Raw genomic sequence first — 17539 nt, forward strand, 5'->3', positions numbered from 1 at the left:
CTACATGGATTGGGGAATTCTGGCGGCGATCGCGGTGGCCACCATCGCGGGGCTGGTCCTCAGTTTCAAAATCCAGGTCCAGCCCTCTTGGAAGACCGGCTTCCGGGTCCTGTCCTGCGTGGTGGTGCTGCTCACCGGGGGCCGTTTGATGAGCCGCCAGTGCGCGGCGATGTATGGGAAGTATCTGGTGGGGTATATGCAGCTATTGGGGCGGGAAGGTTTCCGGGATACTGCGGATTTCCGAAAGACGACTTCGGTGTATCCATTCTCCACTTACGAGACGGGCGCGAAGGTGTTCGGGATCGTGGGAGGTGGAGGTGCCACGGGCATCGCGGAATTGAAGGCGGGCTTCATTTACTATGCGGAGCAGGATTCCCTGCCGGCCGAGCAACGCTTTGCCTCGCCACCGAAGTTCGAACTGCTGCATCCCGATTTCAGCGATCGCTCGGACCGGGGTGTGCTCAATGGCGTGTTCGGGTTGTTGCAGGAATTCCGCGAGCGGTTTTGAGCTGCGGAAGGCGGGGGCTTCATTTCATAGGGCCGGGGGGGGCGTTCGGTTCCTCATCTCGCTCCGGTAAGTTTTCCGCAAGAAGCACCCGATCGGTCGCGTACCTGCCCCGCATCCCTTTGTCATGAAAACTCCCCTGATGCTCCTCGCCTTGTCCATTTCCTCCCTTTCGGCCAAGCCCGAGGCCCGGGCGATTTCAGCGGAGACAGCGAACGGAAACGTGAAAGTTCACTTCGATGACAGGCACACGGAAATGTGGACCCGTAAGGGGCAGGTCATGTTGGCAAAGGTGGTGGGACCGGGGATGGTGGGGTGGACGTATTACACCCGCTTCAATGACCACCATGAGCCGGTGAACAACACGCTCCGCCTGTGTCTCCGGAACGGCCGGGCCATCCGGGATTTCAAGGCAGGGGGCAGCGGACCTTTCATCGAGGGCTGGGCGCTCGTGGATCAGGACCGCGCGGTGGTCATTGTTTCCTGCGGACGCCACGGGCAGCACTACTATGTCAAATACGACGTCGCCACCGGTCGTCAACTGGCAGAAGCATGCGAGGGTGAGCTTCCGGAAGGGACCGATCCCTATGCCTTCGATCGGGCCGTGAAGACGGCCGGGGATGCGCTTGTTCCTCACTGACCCTCTTCTCTTGCCTACCGCAGGCCGATTGCCGACGCTCCGCCCATGCGCATCGGTATCGCCCAGATCAACGCCGTGGTGGGGGACTTCCCCGGCAATGTGAAACGCCTCGTGGCCGCGTATCGCGAGTGTCTGGACGCGGGGGCCGATCTGGTGGTGACCCCGGAAATGTCGCTGGTCGGCTATCCGCCGCGGGACCTCGTTTTCAAGAGCCAGTTCGTGCCAAAGTGCCTGCAGGCACTCGACCACCTGGCCGGTGAGATCCGCTCGGTGCCACTTTTGGTGGGCTACGTGGATCACCACGCCGAGGGCCGGGGCAAACCGTTCCGCAATGCCGCCGCCTGGCTTCAGGATGGGGAAATCCGCCACCGCATCTGGAAGACCCTGCTGCCGACCTACGATGTGTTCGACGAGCGCCGCTATTTCGAGCCGGGTTCCGTCTGTGAGCCGATCGAGTGGAACGGCCACCGCATCGGCGTGACGATCTGCGAGGACATCTGGACCGAGGATTACCTCCAGCGCCCGTTCTACGATCGCGACCCCGCCGCCGAGCTGGCCGGGCGCCGCATCGACCTGCTGGTGAACCTCAGCGCCTCGCCCTTCCATCTCGGCAAGCCCGCCGTGCGCCGCGCGCTCATCACCGATGTCGCTTGTGAACACGGCGTGCCCGTGGTGTACGCGAACTCGGTGGGAGGCAACGACCAGCTCGTGTTCGACGGCCACTCGCTCGCCGTGTCCGCCGATGGCAAACTGCTCGCCGCCCTGCCGGGGTTCAGCGAGGCGGTGACCGTGGTGGATTTGGAACAGGGCGGGGAGGTCGAAGCCCCCGCCACCGATTCCGCCGAGGATCTCTATCAGGCGCTGGTGCTGGGACTGCGCGACTACGTGACGAAGTGCGGGTTCAGCGGCGTTTGCCTTGGACTCAGTGGCGGCATCGATTCCGCGCTCACCGCGGTGATCGCCGCCGACGCGCTCGGGCCGGCGAACGTCCACGGCCTCACCATGCCCAGTGGGTTCTCGTCCTCGGGCAGTGTGGACGATTCGATCGCGCTGACGGAAAAGCTCGGCATCCGCTGTGACACCGTGCCGATCCAGGCCACTTTCGAATCGGTGAAGGCCGCGCTGAAGCCCGTCTTCGGCAACCTGCCGGAGGACGTCACCGAGGAGAACATGCAGGCCCGCATCCGCGGCCTCTACCTGATGTCCCTATCGAACAAATCCGGCGCGCTGCTGCTCACCACCGGCAACAAGTCGGAACTCGCCGTGGGCTACTGCACCATCTACGGCGACATGTGCGGCGGCCTCGCCGTGATCTCGGACCTGCCGAAAACGAAGGTCTACGAGGTTTCCCGCTGGGTGAACCGCGAGCGCGAGATCATCCCGTGGGCCACCATCGACAAGCCACCGAGCGCCGAGCTGCGTCCGGACCAGAAGGACCAGGACACCCTGCCGCCCTACGATGTGCTCGATGCGATCCTGGAAGGCTACGTCGAGCAGCACTTGTCCGCCGATGAAATCATCGCGCAGGGTCACGAGGAATCGCTGGTGCGCTGGATCCAGCGTCGCGTCGACCTCAACGAGTGGAAGCGCCAGCAGGCCGCCCCGGGCCTGCGCGTCACCACCAAGGCCTTCGGCATCGGCCGCCGCATGCCGATCGTCCAGCGGTTCGTGGGGTAGAGGGCGACCGCCCATTGTGGCTGAAAGCTCCGCTTTCAGGATGTAGGGGGAAGCTCCAGCTTTCCCTCGCCGGGGGAGGAGGTCGTTTGGCCTAACAAGCCACCGCCAACAGAGCTGGCGGAGACAATCCGAAAGCGGAGCTTCCGGCTACAATGATGCTCTATCGCTCCGGCCCAGCGTTTCCAGCAATAGGGTCGACCGTGTAGCGGTATCCGGTGCCGTACTGTTCCTCCACGATCCTCGCGGCCTCCGCGTCGTCGACGGCGACCAACTGGAGCTCCTGGGGTGGGTTGTCAGGGCCCTGGAGCCAGATTTGGCCCCGGTAGGTCTTCCGCGGATCTTCGAACCGCTCTGAGTGGTACCACCTGTAGATGCCGGTCGGGATCTCTTTCTCACCATAGACCTGTAGGAAACCCCAGGTGAGCATGATGGGGGCGAACCATAGGATGAAGACCCCGGCGAACAGATTGAGAATCAAGGTCAATCCTAGTAGGGAAAACAGGAGGAACTTCAGAACTCCGCGGTGCTTGCCGCCCATGAAATTGAACACGGCCATGACGAGCCCCATCGTTCCGATCAAGCCGCAACTGATCCCCGTCAGAAGCGGTAGGTGCTGGATATTGGTAAAGAAGAACTGCCCCATCAGGGCCAGGAAGAATCGGGGAAAACCGGCTGGTATCATCTTGAACGAGCCTCGGAACATCCGCAGCAGGACGAAGATCTATCAGGGACCGTATCCCTTCTCAACTGCAAGGCGCGCTGGATTCTGGAATGGCGCGTTGCTGGCGGCCCGATGATGAAAAGGCGCGCTCCTCACCAAGCGGCTCGTCCCCGCACGCGAAGCCAAGCCTCGCGCTACTTGCCCGCGGCCTTCACCAGGAATGCGACGGCCTGATCACCTGCGGTTTCCGGCAGGTCCCACATCACCGATCCGTGGCCGAGGCCGAGAAGGAGCAGGCGCTTGCCTTGGCCGGGGCGGCAGGCGTCGAGGAGCCGGGCGGATTGCACCGGCGGCACGGTGCCGTCGTTCGATCCATGGATGAAGAGCAGCTTCGCGTCGGTGTGCCTCACCGCGTCCACCGGACGAATGGAGCGCGGATCGAAACCCGCCTGTTGGCGCACGCTGGTCCTCACCACCGGCAGCAGCGCGGTCATCGCGCCGCTGTAACGCTTTCCGGCTTGGTAACGGAGGATGCCTTCCAGATCGGCGATCGGGGCGAGCAGCACGGCGGCCTTCGCCTCCGGCCATGAGGGGAGGGCTTGCAAGGCGACGGCGGTGCCCATCGAGTAGGCCCACACGGTTTCCACGCCGCCGGGTGTGGTATCGATCTTTCGGGCCGCGGCGGTCACGCGGCGGGCATCGTCCACCTCGCGGGTGCCGTAGGTGGCGCGGTCGCCGCCGCTCTTGCCATGGCCGCGGCTGTCCCAGGCCACGCAGCGGAATCCGGCGGCGGAAAGCTTCTTCGCGGTGGGAAGCATCTGTTCCTTCGAATTGCCGAAGCCGTGGAAGAGATAGCAGGTTCCCAGCTTCCGCACGTGCGGGGAGGCCTCCACCACCAGCGCGGAGAGCCGGATGCCATCGCCCGCCGTCACCTCGAAGCGGACCGGGCGGATCCGGGTTTCCTTCACCCAGTGGTCGCCGTTTTCGACCCGCCGCGGCAGGGTGAGGAAGTCCGTGGCCCGGCGCGTCACGCACGATCCACAGGAAAGGCCCAACAGGAGCAGGAACTGGAGCCGGAACGCCTTCGTCATCGCCGTCATGCCATGGCCGGGCGGGCCGGGAGTCAAGGGGAAGGATCGCGGGTTCATCTCCTGCAAAATCCTCCGACGGAACACTTTCCCCGCGCGGCAACCATTGCTAGGGTTTCCGGCAAATGACTCTCGACGACGCCCGCCGCATTCTCGGACTGGAAGCCGGGGAGGATCCCGCGACCCACCTGAAGGACTTCAGCGAGGCCCGGGACCGGATCGCCGAACTGGTGCGCACCGCGCCGAACCCGGTGATCGCCGCGCGCTATCAGGCGGGGCTTTCCGAGTTCGATGCCGCGCTCAATGTGGTGCGCGTCCATCTGGCGGCTCCCGAGATCAATCCGGTGGTCCCCGCTGCGGAGGCGGCCTCGGTGCCGGTGGAAACGCCCGAGATTGAAGAAGGGGAACCCGCCATCACACCGGTGGAATCCGTGCCCGCCGCGCAACCGGATCCGGTGCCCGTCGCCGAGACGACCGCTCCGGTGATTCTGGAGCCGCTCGCGCCGGCGGAACCGGCCACCCCGGTGGAAGCCGCGATCCCACCGGTGGTCACTGCGCTGCCAGAGCCGGAACTGCCCGCGCCCACGGCCACCGCGCCGACACAGAACCTGCCGATCGATCTCGCCACTCCCACCACCAAGCTCGCGCCTGCTCCCGCGGCGGTCGTTTCCACCCCGGCTCCTGCTCCTTCTCCGCGGCGTGGCGGCAGCGGGTTCATGGTCACGCTACTCATCCTGCTGCTGCTCGGCGTGGGCGGTGGCTATGCGTGGCTGCGGATGGAGCAGGAGAAGCGCCTGTCCCGCACCGGTGATATCGCGGAGTTGGAAAAGCAGGGCGCGAAGTTCGTGGAGGATCGCCTGTGGGACGAAGCCCGCCAAGTGCAGGCGAAGATCGAGGGCATCGATCCCGGATCGGATGTCGCCGCCTCGCTGCGCCGCGGAATCGAGGCCGGGATGAGCGAGGAGTCCCAGCAGTTCATCCAGCACTGGAATGACCGCGCGCTCGCCGACTTCGAGGCGAATCACTTCGATGCCGCCGCGGAGGCGCTGCGCGAGGTGTTTTCGAAGGAACCGAAGAACGCCCAGGCGCTCGAGCTGCAAGGGAAGATCGAATCCGCCCGCAAGGCTGCCGCCTTCCGCACCGCGAAGGAAAGCATCGTCGCGAAATCCCAGGCCAAGGATTGGGATGGCGTGCTCAAGGAGATCGCGGCCTTGCAAGCGGCTGGCAATTTGGACGCCGCGCAGACGGCCGAGCTGGCGAAACTCTCCACCGACGCCCGCACCGGCAAGCAGGAGGCGGAGGACCGCTACCTGAAGGCCCGCGATTTCTACGCCCGCGCCAAGGAGCGGGACACCGGCAAGTATGACGCGCAGGGGCTGGAGCTGGCCCGCGAGGCGCAGGCGCTCGCGCCCAATGACGCGGAGATCAAGGCGCTCTTCGAGAAGTTCGCGTCCTACGTCCGCACGCTGCACGTGCCGGGCGATTTCGCCACCGTGGCCGAGGCGCTGGCGGATGCGCACGACCGGGACCGCGTGGTGATCGGGGAAGGCGCGTGGCAAGGCCCGCTGGTGGTCAATGTGGCCGTGGAAATCCAAGGCGCGGGAGCTGACAAGACGATCATCACCTGCGCGGCGGCCGATGGTTCCGTGCTCACCGTGGGTCCGGCTGCGAAGGGCGCGCGCGTTTCCGGAATGACCTTCCGCCACACCTCGCTGGATGCCGCGGCGGAACGTTTCTCCGCGGTGCTCGTCCGCGGGGGACAGGCGTCGTTCGCGAACTGCCATTTCCTCGAAGGCGCGGGTCATGGGCTCGCCCTGATCGCCGGCGGCCGCGGCTCGGCCAGCCACTGCCGCTTCTCCAGCAATGGCTGGGATGGTGTCTCCGCCAGCGGCGCGGGCAGCTCGCTGGAGGTCACCGATTCCGATGTGACCAACAACATCGAGCACGGCCTGGACCTGTGGGACGGTGCCACCGGCACGCTCACCGGCAACCGCTGCGATGGCAACAGCCGCAATGGCATCCAGGTGGACGCCGGAGCCGGCCAGGTGGCGGTCACCGGGAACCAGCTCCGCAACAACCGCGAGTTCGGCCTCGTCCTCACCCGTGCCGCGTCCGGCAAGGTCGCGAACAACACTCTGACCGGCAACCTGCTCGGCGGCATCATGGTCCGCACCGAAGCCAGCAAGGTGGCGGTGGCTGGGAACAAGATCCAGTCCGACACCTGCCCGGGCCTGGCCCTGGAGAAGGGCGTGTCCCGCGATGCCTACGCGGGGAACCAGATCACCTCCGCCGTGCCCGCGAACCCCACGGTGATCGAGAACGTCGACTTCAACGCCCAGCCCGCGCCCGAGCCGGAAGTGGTTCCCGCACCCGAGCCGATGCCTGCCCCGGCTCCCGCTCCGGCACCGAAGCCGCAGAAGAAGAAAAAGTGAAGCCGGCCCGAGCTGGAGGTGATCTATTTCTCCGAAAGGCTGCGCCACAGATGGATCACGGCATAGCTTCGCCACGGCCGCCAGGCTTGTGAGAGCGCTTCGGCTTCCCGGCTGCTGACCCCGCCGAGGCTTTTCCGGAGGGCGATGTCTTCCTTCGGAAACGAGTCCGGCCAGCGCAGGGCGCGCATGGCAATGTAGTGGGCGGTCCACGGGCCAATGCCGGGGAGGGCCACTAGCCGCGCGATGGCGTCGTCCGGATCGCCACCGGGATCGAGCCGCAGCGAGCCATCCCGGAACGCGCGGGCCACGGCGATGAGACTGGCGGCACGCGCCCCGACCACGCCGAGGGCGGCGATGTCGCCAGGATCCGCTTGGGCGATTGTTTCAGAGCGTGGAGTGAGATGGGTGAGTTCCGGGAACGGGGTGGCGATTTCTTCGCCGAAGGCCCGTGCGAACCGACCTGCCAAAGTGGTGGCGGCCTTCACCGTGACCTGCTGGCCGAGGATGGCGCGGACCGCGAGTTCGAAACCGCCGAAGGCACCGGGCACCCGCAGTCCAGGCGTGGCGAGGACGGCCTCCCGGAGTCGCTCGTCCTGCGCGAGGTGACCGGCGATGAGGTCGGGGCGGGCGGTCAGGTCGAAGAGGTTCCGCAGTCGATCGAGCAGGGTGGGGAGAACCGGGGCCAGGGTGTGGGTGAACTCGACCCGCAGGGCGCGCTTCGCCGGATCGTGGGTCACCGTGATCCAGCCTCGGTGGTTTCCGAGCCGCACCGTGCGCGAGTAGGCGGTGTCCGTCACCAGCTCCACGCCGAGGATCGCTCGATGCCGCAGGAACCCGAGCGTGCCTTCCCAATCGTAGGGCGGGCGATAGGTGAGCAGCAGGGTGGAGGTGTCGCCGGGTCGCGGGATTTCGTCTCCGGCGGCTTCTTTCCGCAGCCGGGTGGGGGGCATGCGGTAGTGGCGGAGGAAGGCGTCGTTGAAACGGCGCAGGCTGGAGAAGCCGCTGGCGAAGGCGATCTCGGTGACGGGTAGCCGGGTTTCGGTGAGGAGTTGTTTCGCCAGCAGCAGGCGGCGGGTTTGGAGCAGCTCGATGGGGGAGACGCCGAGTTCCTGTTGGACGATGCGCCGGAGCTGGCGGGAGCTGAGGCCGAAGCGGCTGGCGATTTCCTCGAGGCTCGCACCTTCGTCCGCCAAGCCCTCATGGATGCCGTGGACGATCCGGTGGGCGATGCGCTGGGCCTTGTCGACCGGGGCGTGGCCGGGAGCCAGCTCAGGACGGCAGCGCAGACAGGGGCGGAACGCCGCCTTTTCCGCCGCCTCGGCGCTGGCGAAGAAGCGGCAATTGGCGGCCACCGGCGTCTTCGCCGGGCAGACGGGGCGGCAGTAGATGCCCGTGGAGGTGACGCCGACGAAGAAGACCCCATCGAAACGGGGATCGCGGGCGGCGAGGGCTTGGTAAGCGGCGTGCGGGTCAATCACGGTGGTGCCACCCTACGCGTGTTCCGGCGGCACGCTCGCCATTTTCGGACATGGAGTGATTTCGGTTTCCCTGTCCGGAAATGGCCGGACGTTTTCCGGAAACGAGGCATGGTGGTGATGAATCCGAACACGATGACCTATCGCTACAAACACATGGACTCGCCCGTGGGCGTGCTGACGCTGGTGGCCCGCGGGGAGAAGCTCTCCGCGATCCTGTGGGAGAACGACGACCCGGAACGGGTGCGGCTGGGGGAGCTGGTGGAGGATGCCGGGCATCCGGTGCTGGTGGAGACCGAGCGGCAGCTCCGGGAGTATTTCGCGGGGCGGCTGGAGACGTTCAGTGTGCCGCTCGATTTCGCCGGGACCGAGTTCCAGCGGAAGGTGTGGATGGCCCTCACCACGATCCCCTTCGGCGAAACCCGGAGCTATGCGGAGATCGCCCGCCAGATCGGCAGCCCGCAGGCGGTGCGGGCCGTGGGTGCGGCCAATGGCCGGAACCCGATCTCGATCATCGCGCCCTGCCACCGGGTGATCGGGGCGAATGGGAAGCTCACCGGGTTCGCCGGTGGCTTGGAGGCGAAGGCGTTCCTGCTGCGGATCGAGGCGAAGGGCCAGCGGGACTGGTTCGCGTGACCTTCCGGGAGCTGGGAAGCAGGTGGATTCCGGGTATTAGCCACTCATTCTAACAGACATCCGCGGTTAGTTTGGAAACATTGAACATTGACAATTTTCGACAATTAACCCAAATAGGGGGCAACGTAGCCAACAAACCCATGTTCCCCCTTGGATTGGCCCCACTCCCCATTACCCGTGCCGAAGGTGAAACGCCCGAAAGCGCCGGCTGGGATGACTTTGTTTCCGCCGAGGCGGTCCGCGAGGTGCTCTCCGGGGCCTGCTCCGGTCGGCTTTCCGTGAGCCCGCTCGACATGGGGCTTTCGTCGAGTGACGAGGACTTTGCCTCGCTGTCGATGCCCCTCGATCCGGAGCCGCGGGTGTTCGCCCCGGTGGTCTGGCCGGAGGCTATCGCCGAGGACGCCGCGTTTTCCCGCCGGATCTTCACGCCGGTTTTCGATCCGGTGGAGACCCGGGCCACGCCGCCGCAATTGCCCGCGTGGGAAGGGGCCGAGGCTGGGCTGGCCTCACGGGCTGGCTACCAGTGGTGGATTCCTGGCATCGTGGGCATCGCCGCCACCTTCATGCTTTCGGCCATTCTGTTTCTGTTCTCGCAGCAAGCGGTGCCGTTTCAGCGTTCGCTTGAAACAACCGCTCCAGCGCTGGTGACACCCTTGCCAGCAGCGCCCGATACCGCCTTGAAAGCTTCGGAGCAGCAAGGCAAGGAGCCGGAGATGGCGGCGATGGACTTTGGCAATCCCTGAGCAACTCTGCTCATCCCTTACATCCAAGATCCAAGTGTCTCCAGCAGGCGCTTGGATCTTTTGTTTCAAGCGAATAACTTGTGAACAACGTGCGGGCCATGAGGTTGGCGGGGTACCTTGGCTGATCCTCCGCCTGCGATGGGGATGTAGCCGCGCTCGGGAGAGCGTGGGCAGGGTGGACTTCCCCTCAGCCTTCCGGCCTTGTTGCTCTGGAGTCATCCGGGGGATTCTGGATCCCGCAGGGATCGCAGCTCCAGTAGCCGGTGGTTGAGGAGCTTGGGCGACGACACCACCGGACAGCCCGGATCTGGAATCTCACCCCGAAGGGCGTGCCAGCCATGTGCCTGGCTCCGCGGGTGGGGAATTCCGCAGGCCTTCGAACCCGGCTGCGATCCCGTTCGGGATCGAATCACCCTCCCACCCCAACCGGAGGTGTCGTCGCCAAGGCTCCTCAACCTCCGGCTACTTGGGCTGTCATCCCCTTCGGGATCCAGAGTTCAAGAGGTGGATAAGGACCAGGGTTTCACCACCGGCTGGGATGCGTCGCCCTTTGAGTTCAGCGACGCCGGGCGCAAACAGTGGATCGAGACTGTGTGGGAATGGAGGAGATCCACTCCATCCATGCTTTCCCGAGCGCAGCCACATCGCGTTTCCGGAGAGACTTATAAACAGATTATTCACAAGTTATTCCCTTCAATCGATCGATGGGTATTTGGGCCAATGGTTAGTTACTGGATTTGAGTAACTGAATTCGATCCTTTGATTTGAAACTTCCCACTGAATCCTGAGATTCCGGGAAAGTAGACGCAGAAAATTCGTTTCAGAATGATAGCCTTTGGAAACCATGTCGCCCGATTTCAAGGGATGGAGGAGTGTTTAGGACGATCCCTGCCTTTTCAGAGCCATCTCGAATCGTACGTTTGAGGCAAATTCCGTGTCAAAGTGGCACAGCACAAAAGGCGCTGCTGTTGGACGCGTCGAGTTGCCGGTCAGGGACGGGGAAGGCAGTCTTCAATTTTCGCCAATCATCTAGGCATTTTGGCCGATTGCACTTGGTCTAACGGCCCGCCATGCTCCGCGGACCATGGCCCGTGCCGGATTGATCCTGAAATTGAGCTGCCCCGACCAACCGGGGATCGTCGCCAAAGTCGCCAGCTATGTCGCTGCCCACCACGGCAACCTCGTCGAGTTCGCCCAGTTCTCGGATCAGCTCGGCGGGAAGTTCTTCGCCCGGCTGGAGATCGAGACCTCGGAGCTGGATGTGGAGGTGCAGGATTTCATCGATGGCTTCGGGACGCTCGGGCGGTCGATGCGGGCCACCTGGCACTTCCGCCGCCTGCCGTTTAAAATGCGCACCGCGGTGCTGGTGACGAAGACCGACCACTGCCTGCAGGAGATCCTGTGGCGCACCGAGCTGGGCGAGATGCCGGTGGAGATCACCTCGGTGATCGGGAACCGCGAGACCTGCCGGGCGGTCACCGAGCGGGCCGGGTTCGACTTCCGCCACGTGGAGATGGACGGCCGCCGCGAGGAGGGTTTCCGGGAGATCCGCGAGCTGCTGGTGGAGCAGAAGGTGGAGCTGGTGGTCCTCGCCCGTTTCATGCAGATCCTGCCGGACTGGTTCTGCGAGGAGTTCGCGGGCCGGGTGATCAACATCCACCACAGCTTCCTGCCGGCCTTCATCGGGGCGAACCCGTACAAGCAGGCGCATGAGCGCGGGGTGAAGTTCATTGGCGCGACCTGCCACTACGTCACCGGGGAACTGGATGCCGGTCCGATCATCGAGCAGGAGGTCGAGCGGGTACAGCATTTCCACGGCCCGGCGGATCTGGTCCGCCTCGGCCGGAACTGCGAGCGGGCGGCGCTGGCGAAGGGCATCCGCTACCACGTCCACGACCGGACGATCCTCGACGGCCACCGCGCGATCGTGTTTCCGGATTGACCAACGGCGATGGAAGTTTATCCCGCAAGGTGATCCATCGGGATTCACCTCGTCGCAAGGGAGTGGAGCCAGGCTGGGACCGCGAGCGTCCCGGCTCGCCGTGGAGATCAATCGGGCGAGGCCCGCGCTTTCCCCGTGGTCTTCGATCCTGGTCACTTGGGCATCCAGCTCATCGAGATCTCCATGCGGGCTTCGCCCGGTCGTTTTTCAAAAGCGAGCCGGGACGCTCGCGCTCCCAGCATGGCCCCATCAAGTGATTGCCTCATCGCTGTCCTTCGGTTAGGTATCGATGGAAGGATGCTTTGAGGACACGCGATGGTGGCTGGATGGCGATTCCCTGTTCCAGAGGGATGCGATGGCGGAAAGGACCGCTCATTATGGGGCGATCGCCTACGACCTGCGGGGAAACATTCCGGTGCCGGAGATGTCTGTGCCCTGGGGTTCGAGGAGGGAGAAGCTGCTCGGCCTCGCGGAAAGCGACGGATTCACATTCTCTCCCTAGAGCGGGGAAGGTCAAAAATAGGGCGAGGACGGGGAGGCGCGGAGAACAACGGGAGATTATAGGATGGCCCGAGCTCCCGGGCCGCCCTATCTCCGCTGCCGCCACCCACTTGTTAGAATGACTTTCCGCATCCCTCCGATCACCGCGCTGTCGTTTGCCGCGGCCTTGCTTGGCTCCTGCCAATCGAGATTCGAACCTCAGAAACTGGACGCGTTCGATGTCGGCAAGACGAACTCGGTCCTAGACCATCAGCACGCCTCGGGGCAGAACAAGGATCTGCTGAAGCCGCTGCACCTGGTCTCCGCCGAAAAACCGGCCTATCCTGCCGAACTGCAGGACGCCGGTGTGGGCGGAGCGGTGGAGGTCTTCTTCACCGTCGGGGAAACGGGCAAGGTGGAATCGGCGCGGGTGCTGAAATCCAGCGACCGTCGTTTGAATACCCTGGCCTTGGATTCGGTGCGCAAATGGAAATTCCAGCCGCCGGTGGGAGCGAACGGTCCGCGGAAGACCGACGCCACCCAGCGGATTCTTTTCACGCCGGGGAAAGGGGACAATGGCCTCCAGGATGTGGTCGAGGGTCTGGGGAGCCATGTGACCCCATTCCACTATCCGAAATCCCGATACCAGAAGCTCTGGGCCGACAAGCCCGCCTATCTGCCGCTCCTGGAGCCCCGTCCGTTGGTCAAGACCCCGCGGACGCTGAAGACCCTCAAGCCGGGGTTTCCCACTTCCTTGTATAGCCAGGGAGGAAAGGCGGCATTCGATGTCTCCTTCGTGATCTCGGAAGACGGATCGATCGAGGACGTGCGCACCATCGAATCCACCCATCCCGATTTCAATTCGTTGGTGGAGCGTGCCGTCCGCGATTGGAAATACGAACCAGCAAGGACCGCCAAGGGACCGGTGAAGGTGCTGTGGGAAAAGCGGTTCGTCTTCTCGTCCTCCTACCGCTGAACCACCGGCGCGGTTTCCTCCGGGATGTCGCCGGTTCCACCGTGTGTGTGGGGCTCCAGTCCGGGCGGATTTGATAAATTGAGCGCTTTACAACGCGGGACCGGTTGCTAAGTTGCCGCCCCCAACCAAGGACAGGTGGCTGAGTGGTTGAAGGCACTCGACTCGAAATCGAACGTAGGCTAATACCCTACCGTGGGTTCAAATCCCACCCTGTCCGCCATCATTTTCCGATCAACCGGTTCCGCTCAAAACGGAGCCGGTTTTTTATTGGGCGATATCTTGTGAGCCTGGCGGGGGTGAGGCTGGCAGGTGAACTCCGTCATCCAGCCGCTCATCTAGCAGAAGAATACGTTTCCCGCGGGCAAAAAAAATCCGGAGCCGAGGGAGGCTCCGGATTTGGGAGAGTAGATGGAAAGGTGGTTCAAGGGGAAGTCCCCACATGGGCGCTGGCCGAGAACGTGCCAGTCATGATCGCTCCAATGATGTAGAGAATCCAGCAAGCCGTCCAGATCAGCATGATTTTCTGAAGGCCATGTTTGCCGGAATTCATCCAGCCCCAGATGTAGGCCCACAGGCCGCAAAAAATACCGATGATGCCGAGCAAGGGCTTTTCGGTTTTGAACATTTTGATGAGGACGATGATCCAACAGGCCAAGAGCCCAAGGCCACCCAGAGAGAGAAGAAGAATGCCCATGATGTGTTTTGATTGAGGGTTAAAACATCGGCTTCCCACCGATCTAACACGAATAGCAGAAACCGAGCCAACGGGTCAAGCTATACGCTATCAGGAGGCCGCCGACCCAGAGAGGCCAGCGGATCGTGGCCTCGATCTTCTCTAGGCGGCAGACATATCCATTCCGCCAGCGGGGCGGGCAGGCGAGGCCGAGGCCGACGGCGGTCCAGAACAGGACGAAGACCGGCGCGAGGGGGTGGAATTTCACCATGGTGGTCCAGTCGCCGCGCAGCATTGCTAGGGTGGCGCGGGTCATGCCGCAGCCGGGGCAGGGGAGGCCGGTGAGGGATTTGAAGGGGCAGTGGAACCAGTGCAGGCCAGCCAAGGCGGTGAGGCCGTAGAGCCCGCCGCCGAGGGTCATGGCGAGGCCGAGTTTCCGCTCCCGGATCAGGTAGCTGGCCACCGCCCAGCGGGATTCCGGGGCGGCATCCGTGCTCATGGCGCTTCGGCGAGGATCTTCCGGGCCGCCTCGGCATCGAGGGCGATCTGGTTTTTCAGCGCGTCGAGCGAGCCGAATTTCTGCTCGTTCCGGAGGTGGGAGAGGAAGGTGACTTCCAGCGTGCGGTCATAGAGGTCGCCGACGAAATCGAAGAGGTGGACTTCGAGGGCGTGCTGGACGCCATCGACGGTCGGGCGCACGCCGAGGTTGGCCACGCCTTCGAGTTTCTCGTCATCGAGGGCAGCGCGTACGGCCCACACGCCATCGGGTGGGAGCTGGACCTCGCCGGTGGCGACGTTCGCGGTGGGGAAGCCGAGCTGGCGGCCGAGCTTCCGGCCTTCCATGACCTGGCCTTCCACGCTGTAGGGGCGGCCGAGCATGGTGGCGGCGGCGTCCAGGTTGCCATCACGGATGGCCTGGCGGATGCGGGTGCTGCTGATGCGCTCGCCATCGCCCATGACCGGTGGGACGGCTTCGAGGCGGAATCCACGCTCGGCGGAAAAGCGGCGGAGCATCGGCACGTCGCCGCGGCGGGCGTGGCCGAATTTCCAATCCTCGCCGATGGAGATGGTGCGGACCGGTGCCATCAGCAGGCGGTCGAGGAAGGCCTCGGCTTCCAAGGTGGCGAAGGCTTCGTCGAAATGGATCGCGAACAGGAGCTTCACGCCCAGCTCGGCGAGCAGGTGGGCCTTGTGGTCGAGCGTGGCCAGCAGGGCGCGCGGGGCCTTGTCCGGCGCGAGCACCCGGATCGGGTGCGGATCGAAGGTGACCACGCCGGCGGTGCCGCCCTCGCGTTCCGCGGCCTCGAGCGCCCGGGAGATGACCGCGCGGTGGCCGAGATGGACGCCATCGAACACGCCCAGTGCGAGATGCAGCGGGCTATCGATGGCGGCGAGTTCCTCGAATCGGGTCAAACGGAGCACGCCGCTAGAGTCTGCCCGTGGCGGGCATTGGTCAACGGGAAGATTCCCGCAACTGGCCGGGTGGCGAGGGGGGGGGCTCCAACTGGCAGGTGGAAGGGGCTGGTGAATCCGGAGCCCTCGAGTGGCCCATTGGGGGGCACTCGAGGGCGGGCTGGATCTTCAGGGAACTGCGTGAGTGTTCCCGCTCACAAGTTGAAAACTTGTGCTACTTAGGCGCCGCGCATGAGCGAGATCTCGGCGAGGGTGACCATCGCCTTCATGAGGTCCTCGCGCGGGCCGTTCTTCAGGGCGTCCACGGTCACGGCGCGTTCGAGGGTGAACTTGCCGGAGCGGGTGCGGCGCAGGGCGCTGAGGTGCGCGCCGCAGCCGAGGAGCTGGCCGATGTCGTGGGCGTAGGTGCGCACGTAGAAGCCCTTCGAGCAGTTCACGGTGAAGTCGATCTCCGGGAGTTCGGTACGATGAACCTGGTAGCTGGTGACGTGGACCGGGCGCGGCTCGCGCTCGATCACCTGGCCCTTGCGGGCGAGCTTGTAGAGCGGCACGCCGTCCTTCTTGATGGCGGACACCATCGGCGGGATCTGTTCGAAGGCGCCGGTGAACTTGCCGAAGGCGGCATCGATCTGCGCGGCGTCGAGGGCCGGCACGGGCTTCTCTTCGAGCGTTTCGCCCTGGCGGTCCTGGGTGGAGGTGGTCGAACCGAGGGTGAGGGTGCCTTCGTATTCCTTGTCCTCGCTCATGAGAAGGTCCTGGATCTTGGTGGCACGGCCGATGACGAGCATCAGCAGGCCGGTGGCCATGGGATCGAGGGTGCCGCAGTGGCCGATCTTCTTGGTGTTGAGCGCGCGGCGGGCGATGGCCACGACGTCGTGGGACGTCATGTCCGGTGCCTTGTCGATGAGCAGGACGCCGCTGGGGCCGAGGGGTTCGAATTCGTGTTTGGGCATGTCAGTCGGGAAAGGAGTTGAGGCTTCAGCCGAGGAGGGTCTTCCGCGGGGGCGGAGTCTCCGGATTTTTTAGCCGCAAAGAGGCGCAAAAATCGCAAAAGGAAGAGGAGTTTCCGGGCTGTCCGGGAGGATGGGGCTGGCCCTCTTCCTCTTCCGTTTAGGATTTAGTGCTTTGAATTTAGTGCTTCGCCTCCACGGCGCTGTGGATGGCGCCGAGGACCTTCGGCTTGGCTTCGGCCAGCGGGCCGGCCATGCGGATGCCGGCGGCGAGAGCGTGGCCGCCGCCGCCGAATTCCAGGGCGATCTTGCAGACGTCGAGGGCGCGGTCCTTCGAGCGCATCGAGACGCGGATCTTGCCGTCCGGGAGTTCCTCGAAGAAGACGGCGATCTGGACGCCGCGGATGGCGCGGATGATGTCGATGAGACCCTCGCTGTCCTCGGGGCGGAGGTCGAGTTTCCGGCGGGTGTCATCGAGCATCTCCCAGTGGGCGACGATGCCGTTGTCGGAAAGTTCCAGCGTGTTGAGCAGGGCGCGCATCAGCTCCACGCGGCGGAAGGGGTGGCTGTCGTAGGTCAGTTCGTTGATCTTGCCGACGTCCAGGCCGCGGCGGATCAGGTCGGCGGCCATTTCGTAGGTCTTCGCCGTGGTGTTCGGATACTGGAAGGAGCCCGTATCGGTGGAGACGGCCACGTAGATGGCGTCCCGGGTCTCATCGGGGAAGGGGAGATCCAGCTCGGTGATGAGGTTGTAGAGGATCTGGCCGGTGGCCGGGCTGGTGGCGTCGATCAGGTTGAGATCGCCGTAGCGCGGGTTGGAGATGTGGTGGTCGATGTTGATCCAGATGTCCGCGGCGGAGGCGGCGTGCAGGGCGGCATCGCCGAGGCGCGGCTTGGTGGCGGTGTCGAGGGCGATGGCGACCTCGGCATCGACCGGATCGGCGGGCGGCACCTCGATGCGGTGGGAGCCGGGGAGGAAGGTCAGGTTGTCCGGCAGGCCGTCCTCATTGATGAGGCGCACGCGCTTGCCCGCTGCTTCCAGCGCGAACCCGAGGGCGATCTGGGAACCGATGGCATCGCCATCCGGGCGCACGTGGCTGAGGATGACGAAGGACTCGTGGCGACGCAGGATGTCACCGATGTCTTGGAAAGTGGCGTTCTCGCTCATGGGGTGGAACCGCGGCGCGGGGCGCGGATTCTGCAAACGGCCCTCCCCGGCGCAAGGACGAAAACGGGGGGGGAAACCGC

Annotated in this window: 16 protein-coding genes and 1 tRNA gene; 9 read left to right on the forward strand and 8 right to left on the reverse strand. The window is 64.6% G+C overall.

What is annotated here, in order from left to right; translation table 11 throughout:
* Positions 1-4 precede the first annotated feature (4 nt).
* The 3 genes from llg_RS14490 (at position 5) to llg_RS14500 (ending at position 2822) form a co-directional block, all read left to right on the forward strand.
* Positions 5-508, forward strand: coding sequence for a hypothetical protein (locus llg_RS14490; RefSeq protein WP_338285389.1), 504 nt, complete (start codon positions 5-7; stop codon positions 506-508).
* 124 nt (positions 509-632) lie between these two features.
* Positions 633-1145, forward strand: coding sequence for a hypothetical protein (locus llg_RS14495; protein ID WP_338285390.1), 513 nt, complete (start codon positions 633-635; stop codon positions 1143-1145).
* Positions 1146-1190: 45 nt separating this feature from the next.
* On the forward strand, positions 1191-2822 hold the full coding sequence (locus llg_RS14500; protein ID WP_338285391.1) for an NAD+ synthase: 1632 nt from the start codon (positions 1191-1193) through the stop codon (positions 2820-2822).
* Between the two features lie 160 nt (positions 2823-2982).
* Here the strand turns inward: llg_RS14500 and llg_RS14505 are convergent, their stop codons facing one another.
* Together llg_RS14505 and llg_RS14510 are read right to left on the reverse strand one after the other, a co-directional pair.
* Positions 2983-3525: a hypothetical protein gene (locus tag llg_RS14505; RefSeq protein ID WP_338285392.1), complete on the reverse strand. Its 543-nt coding sequence runs from the start codon at positions 3523-3525 to the stop codon at positions 2983-2985.
* A 152-nt stretch (positions 3526-3677) separates the two neighbouring features.
* Positions 3678-4631 carry an alpha/beta fold hydrolase gene (locus llg_RS14510; RefSeq protein ID WP_338285393.1) on the reverse strand — a complete coding sequence of 318 codons (954 nt, stop codon included), beginning with the start codon at positions 4629-4631 and terminating at the stop codon, positions 3678-3680.
* Between the two features lie 65 nt (positions 4632-4696).
* Between llg_RS14510 and llg_RS14515 the strand changes: the two genes are divergently transcribed.
* Positions 4697-7003: a right-handed parallel beta-helix repeat-containing protein gene (locus tag llg_RS14515; RefSeq protein WP_338285394.1), complete on the forward strand. Its 2307-nt coding sequence runs from the start codon at positions 4697-4699 to the stop codon at positions 7001-7003.
* A gap of 23 nt (positions 7004-7026) precedes the next feature.
* Here the strand turns inward: llg_RS14515 and llg_RS14520 are convergent, their stop codons facing one another.
* Positions 7027-8481 carry an AlkA N-terminal domain-containing protein gene (locus llg_RS14520; protein WP_338285395.1) on the reverse strand — a complete coding sequence of 485 codons (1455 nt, stop codon included), beginning with the start codon at positions 8479-8481 and terminating at the stop codon, positions 7027-7029.
* Between the two features lie 132 nt (positions 8482-8613).
* Between llg_RS14520 and llg_RS14525 the strand changes: the two genes are divergently transcribed.
* The 5 genes from llg_RS14525 (at position 8614) to llg_RS14545 (ending at position 13475) form a co-directional block, all read left to right on the forward strand.
* Entirely contained in the window at positions 8614-9114 is a 501-nt protein-coding gene (locus llg_RS14525; RefSeq protein ID WP_345789201.1) for a methylated-DNA--[protein]-cysteine S-methyltransferase, read from the forward strand.
* Positions 9115-9194: 80 nt separating this feature from the next.
* On the forward strand, positions 9195-9857 hold the full coding sequence (locus llg_RS14530; RefSeq protein WP_338285397.1) for a hypothetical protein: 663 nt from the start codon (positions 9195-9197) through the stop codon (positions 9855-9857).
* A gap of 1084 nt (positions 9858-10941) precedes the next feature.
* Positions 10942-11799 carry a formyltetrahydrofolate deformylase gene (purU, locus tag llg_RS14535; protein ID WP_338285398.1) on the forward strand — a complete coding sequence of 286 codons (858 nt, stop codon included), beginning with the start codon at positions 10942-10944 and terminating at the stop codon, positions 11797-11799.
* 619 nt (positions 11800-12418) lie between these two features.
* Positions 12419-13255: an energy transducer TonB gene (locus llg_RS14540; protein ID WP_338285399.1), complete on the forward strand. Its 837-nt coding sequence runs from the start codon at positions 12419-12421 to the stop codon at positions 13253-13255.
* A gap of 129 nt (positions 13256-13384) precedes the next feature.
* Positions 13385-13475, forward strand: a tRNA-Ser gene (locus tag llg_RS14545).
* A 201-nt stretch (positions 13476-13676) separates the two neighbouring features.
* Here the strand turns inward: llg_RS14545 and llg_RS14550 are convergent.
* The 5 genes from llg_RS14550 to llg_RS14570 form a co-directional block, all read right to left on the reverse strand.
* Positions 13677-13949, reverse strand: a complete 273-nt coding sequence (locus llg_RS14550) for a hypothetical protein (protein ID WP_338285400.1) — start codon at positions 13947-13949, stop codon at positions 13677-13679.
* A gap of 43 nt (positions 13950-13992) precedes the next feature.
* Positions 13993-14427, reverse strand: coding sequence for a DUF2752 domain-containing protein (locus llg_RS14555; RefSeq protein ID WP_338285401.1), 435 nt, complete (start codon positions 14425-14427; stop codon positions 13993-13995).
* The gene (locus llg_RS14560; RefSeq protein ID WP_338285402.1) at positions 14424-15350 is read right to left on the reverse strand and encodes a bifunctional riboflavin kinase/FAD synthetase; all 927 of its coding nucleotides are present in this window, start codon (positions 15348-15350) and stop codon (positions 14424-14426) included. The genes llg_RS14555 and llg_RS14560 overlap by 4 nt, the downstream gene beginning before the upstream one ends.
* Before the next feature lie 209 nt (positions 15351-15559).
* A complete protein-coding gene (truB, locus tag llg_RS14565; protein WP_338285403.1) occupies positions 15560-16294 on the reverse strand; it encodes a tRNA pseudouridine(55) synthase TruB in 735 nt (244 codons plus the stop codon).
* A 178-nt stretch (positions 16295-16472) separates the two neighbouring features.
* Positions 16473-17459 carry a bifunctional oligoribonuclease/PAP phosphatase NrnA gene (locus llg_RS14570; RefSeq protein WP_338285404.1) on the reverse strand — a complete coding sequence of 329 codons (987 nt, stop codon included), beginning with the start codon at positions 17457-17459 and terminating at the stop codon, positions 16473-16475.
* Positions 17460-17539: the final 80 nt, after the last annotated feature.

The organism is Luteolibacter sp. LG18 (assembly GCF_036322585.1).
GTDB lineage: Bacteria > Verrucomicrobiota > Verrucomicrobiia > Verrucomicrobiales > Akkermansiaceae > Luteolibacter.